This is a genomic window from Lentilactobacillus kisonensis DSM 19906 = JCM 15041 (assembly GCF_001434135.1).
GTDB classification, from domain to species: domain Bacteria; phylum Bacillota; class Bacilli; order Lactobacillales; family Lactobacillaceae; genus Lentilactobacillus; species Lentilactobacillus kisonensis.
In genome coordinates this window covers 1-4816 of the sequence record NZ_AZEB01000056.1, presented here as the reverse complement: position 1 = coordinate 4816, position 4816 = coordinate 1, and the positions used below count along the sequence as shown (strand labels likewise).

At 40.4% G+C, this 4816-nt stretch carries 4 protein-coding genes and 2 pseudogenes; 4 read left to right on the top strand and 2 right to left on the bottom strand.

Features of this window, described 5'->3' with window-relative positions; all coding sequences use genetic code 11:
- The first annotated feature begins 393 nt into the window (after window positions 1-393).
- Window positions 394-483, top strand: a complete 90-nt coding sequence (locus FC98_RS14490) for a putative holin-like toxin (protein WP_021353390.1) — start codon at window positions 394-396, stop codon at window positions 481-483.
- 334 nt (window positions 484-817) lie between these two features.
- Here the strand turns inward: FC98_RS14490 and FC98_RS13390 are convergent, their stop codons facing one another.
- Window positions 818-2386 (bottom strand): ClC family H(+)/Cl(-) exchange transporter, encoded by a 1569-nt coding sequence (locus FC98_RS13390; RefSeq protein WP_003561289.1) that lies wholly within the window; start codon window positions 2384-2386, stop codon window positions 818-820.
- Between the two features lie 122 nt (window positions 2387-2508).
- On the bottom strand, window positions 2509-3663 hold the full coding sequence (locus FC98_RS13385; RefSeq protein ID WP_056949736.1) for a cation:proton antiporter: 1155 nt from the start codon (window positions 3661-3663) through the stop codon (window positions 2509-2511).
- Between the two features lie 268 nt (window positions 3664-3931).
- On the opposite strand from FC98_RS13385, the pseudogene FC98_RS15445 reads away from it, so the two are divergent.
- The 3 genes and pseudogenes from FC98_RS15445 to FC98_RS15260 all read left to right on the top strand — a co-directional run.
- Window positions 3932-4000, top strand: a pseudogene (locus FC98_RS15445) (hypothetical protein); the annotation flags it as partial.
- A gap of 1 nt (window position 4001) precedes the next feature.
- Window positions 4002-4189, top strand: a pseudogene (locus FC98_RS15440) (hypothetical protein); the annotation flags it as partial.
- A 238-nt stretch (window positions 4190-4427) separates the two neighbouring features.
- Window positions 4428-4816, top strand: a 389-nt coding sequence (locus FC98_RS15260) for a DDE-type integrase/transposase/recombinase (RefSeq protein ID WP_235803649.1), incomplete at its 3' end; no start/stop codon positions are given.

Below are 4816 nucleotides of genomic sequence, written 5' to 3'. Positions count from 1 at the left end.
ATTACTTAAGAGATTTTAGACAGCTTCTAAGCTTAGTGCGAATTATTAATTGAATTTATCGTTTCCCTGTATTTACCATCAAATGTTTTTTCATCTGGAAACAAGGTTTCTCGTGAATATCCTAGTTGTCTTAATTTTTTTTGGATCGAATCTTTAACTTATCACGGAAACACGAGTTACATCACGGTATTTATAGTCCTGTTGTTTTCGTTAATAGCTTGGCTATTTATGGCTCGAAGATTAAAGAAAGCTGATTATGCATAGACACTATTCTATCCCCATTTCCCTGTATAATAGATTAAGCAAGAAGCTTTAATGGCAATGATTGTCTTTTCCCTTGCGAGGTGAGGCTCATGGGAACATGGAATAATCTTCAGGAAGGCTTCACAGTCAATGAGCGTCTTTCAGACACTCTCGTTGATGTTGCTGTTTGGCACGTTTTTAATCGCGCTACTCAGCTATATCGACAAACACCACAAATGAAAAAGCCGCCCCACATAACTTTGACCGGTTATGGGGCGAACTAGTGTTGTTTTAATATCTGCCACCGTCTTTAACGGCTCTACACGGGAAGTCCTGTTCACGTGGGACTTCCTTTTTCTTTTTCATTATAGCATGACTATGAAAAATTGGGTAGCAAGGCATTTTCAGCTTATTATTTATCTTTGTATTTTTCAAAAATAGGTTCAACTAATTCTTTTTCAGCGTTTTTCGTACTTCGCCGTATTTGTATATAGTTTCCCAATATGTTTATGTCTGGCAACGGACCCACTTAATCTAATATTTATTATTATGATAGACCAATTTGCCTATTAACTTAGTCTCGGTGTTTTTTTTCTAAAGTTGCTAATAATGCATCAATCCGTTGTTTAACTCGGGTTCGTTGGGTTGTATCAGTTAACAGTACTAACGTATCACCTTCATGAATCAAGGTGTCACCATGTGGAATCACTTCTTGTTCACCACGCCGGATTCCAATGAGCAGTGCTTCTTTAGGCCATGGCATGTCTCGGACCATTTTGCCGTTTAAGGGACTGCCAAAGAAAACCGGTATTTCCAAATGATCAGGTCGATGAAGTTGCTGAACAGTTTTAGGCATTGTCATCTGCTTAAGCAATGCTTCATAGATTGGTGCACCGCCTAATAAATCAACAACAAGGTAAGCAGTTAACGATATGACTGCTAATGGCATTAAATGTGTTAAATTGCCAACCATTTCTGTTACCAGCAAGATAGCTGTGAAGGGAGCTTTTCCAATTCCAGCAAAGTAACCGGCCATGGAAAAAATGATTAGGTTCATGATATAGACATGCGATAATAATCCTAATTGATTCATTAAGACGCCATAAACCGCACCAATCACAGCACCTAAAGAAAGAATCGGCAAAAAAATACCGCCAGGTAATCCGGAACCATATGAAATCATTGAAAAGACGAATCGTATAATAAAAATTGCAATTAGTACAAACAAAGGTGGAACATACTGGCCAAATCCAACAATTAATCCATTACCACCACCGAGTAAATTTGGCGAAAAGTAACCAACTAAGATTACCAGCAGAAATGGTACGATACCTTGTATTGGGCGTGGCAAATGTGTCAGTTGATGATACCACCGAGGCATAACTAACAAGACCCGTTGATATAAGTAACCAAACAATCCCAAAACAATGCCGAGTAAAATTAAGTGCCAATAATTTGATACTGGTAAACTACGTGAATAATTTAAATGTAACACGGGAACAAGTCCGAAAACATTCAGCGAGATAAAATTTGAACCAATTGCTCCGGCTAATGCTGTTAACCAAACCAGCGGTGAAAAATTATGGTAAATCTCTTCTAAGACAAATAGAGTTCCAGCAATGGGAGCATTAAACGCCGCTGCTAATCCAGCAGCGGCGCCTGATGCAATTAGCAGTCGGCGATCAGTTCCTGATAACTTAAACCCAGCAGCGAAACCTTGACCAACTGACGCACCTAATTGAATCGACGGTCCTTCTCGTCCGAGAAATAATCCAGGTCCCAATGCCAGAATACCACCGATAAATTTTCGCCAAAGAATTGACCACCAGTGCATTTCCAATTCGCCAGCCAATTGACCTTCAACTTGCGGAATTCCGGAACCAGAGATATAAGGTTCTCTCTTGAGAAGTCGAGCCACAATTAAAGCTAAACCAAGGTTGATGCCAATCAACAATGCCCATTCCCACCAAACAAATGGCGCGATTCGTAAGTATCTATATACCAATCGACTATAGTGCAGCCCTATCTCAATACAATAGCGAAATAAGCTAACAACGGTGCCACTCATTAAACCCACAAGCAGGCCAAGTAAAACAAATCGCAAACGAGTAACGTCAAATTTTTCTTTTACAAGCTGTATCAAATAACTAATCCTCCATTATAACCAATATTATATAATTTAGTGCTTAATTAAACTAGGCAATATCTCGATGAAATCTAGTAGTTATTTTTCACAGAGAAGGGGTGTCATACCGCTAAGATGTTTTAGTAGTTTATATGACGAGCCGCATGTTTGAGTAGTAATGGTGCTAATAACGTTGTTAGGATAATGGCAGTGATAATTGCCGAATAGTAATCATCACTGATTAGTTTGGATTGGTAGCCTATTTGAGCGATAATCAAGGCCATTTCCCCACGCGAGACCATCCCCGCACCAACGAGGTAAGCTTCATTCGAACTGAATCCGGCCCATTTAGCCCCACTTCCCGCTCCTAATATTTTTGTCAGTGTTGCCACAATCGTCAATACGATAATTAATAACAAATCGTGTTCTATGCCAGCTAGTGACATATTTAAACCAATTGAAACGAAGAATACAGGAATGAAAATCGCATAACCGATTGGTTCGATACTTTGATCAACTTCATGAGCTACATGAGTTTGTGCAATCGCAATTCCTGCAAAAAAGGCCCCAATCACTGCACTCAGTCCAATCAGATCTGCAATATATGCCATACCAAAACACAAAATCATCGCCATTATAGTAGGTCCCACTGGATTCAATAATTTGGTGCCTAGTCTAGCGAGGAGAGGGGCGATAAAACGCATCACGAAATAAATTGCGGCAAAGTAAATTAGCTGCTCTAAAAAAGTCAGAGCTAGCGGTATCTGGGTATCCGTACCAGCCTTTGTACCTATTAAACTGACCATAATGCTAAGTAAAACGACAGCTAGCACATCGTCAACCACCGCGGCACCGAGGACTGTTGAACCGCTCTTACTATCAAGTAAATTTAGTTCTTTCATGACAGCAACTGAAATTGAAACCGACGTTGCGGCAAAAATAACGCTCAAAAACAAGCTTTCAAATTGTGTCAAGCCAAAAACAATACCAACTGGATAGATCAGTACCATCGGAATCAAAACTCCTAACAACGCGACAATTATGCTAGGACGCAAATATTTTTTAAGCAATGTAAGATCACTCTCAAGTCCGGCGATAAACATTAAGATGATAACCCCAATCTCTGAAAAAATATGGATGAAATCATTGGCGTGAACCCAATTCAACAAAGCAGGGCCAAGAATAATTCCAACAAATAATTGACCGATCACTGCTGGGATACCAACCCTAGAGGCTAGATGGCCAAATAGACTAGTTGTAATCAAGATGATCACCAAGGTACCTAAAAATTCCAAACAAAAACCTCCTCATACAAAAAATGTAAACCCAGATACCTCTTACACACCCCTGAAAGAGAACACCTTGAGCTTACGTCAACTGATTTATTTATTCATGTTTTAATAATACTTCTTATATGCTAGCAAACTAATCAAAAATATTCAAGTAACGATAAGTTGTCACATTTAGTTACTTATTCGAAACTGGATGTAAGCTGATTCCTGAGACAACTTTTAAGAGAGCGTATAATGAATAAATCGTCTCTCAAAAGGAAGGAATTTTTACATGCCAACTCGTTACGACAAAGAATTCAAACAAAACATCATCAACCTATATAAACAAGGCGAATCAGCCNCAGCTGCCCAACTGGCCAGAGAATATGGCATTGGCTATTCAACCGTTCATAAGTGGATCCAGGGCCAAGCCAAAACTCAATCCGGTAAATCGCCAGACGAAATTAAAGCGATGGAAAAGCGGCTGGCTTCCCTGTCTGAGGAGAACGAAATCCTAAACAAAGCCCTGGGCTTCCTTGCGCAGAAGTAACCAATATTTTTGATTACATTCACCAAGAAAGCCATCACCACCAGGTAACTAAGATGTGCCGAATCCTCGGTGTTTCCAGAGCTCAGTATTATCGTTATCGATCCCCCAAGCCTTCAAAACGCCGGGCCGAAGATGCGGACTTAAAACAACGGATTCTGCGGATCTTTGCGGAATTCAAGCAGCGATACGGCNTCAACCACTGCAGCTTCGGTGCAGTCCACGACGGATTTCCCGGCTCATGAAGGAACTGGATATCCACTCCGTTACCGTCAATAAGTGGAAAGCGGCTTCGGCTTCCAAAACCAAGGTTGAACAGCGTCCCAACTTGCTTAAGCAGGATTTCTCGACCACTGGTTTAAATCAAAAATGGACCGCTGATATGACCTATATTCAAACGAAGCGTAATGGCTGGTGTTACTTATCAACCATCATGGACCTGCACTCACGACGGATTATCGGCTATTCGTTCTCAAAAAAGATGGATACTGATTTAGTCTTAAAGACCCTTGAAAGCGCGGTTAAAAATCGAACCATTACTGGGGACCTGATTATCCATACGGATTTAGGATCACAGTATACCAGCGATGATTACAATCAACGTTTAACTGAGCTACATATCCGCCACTC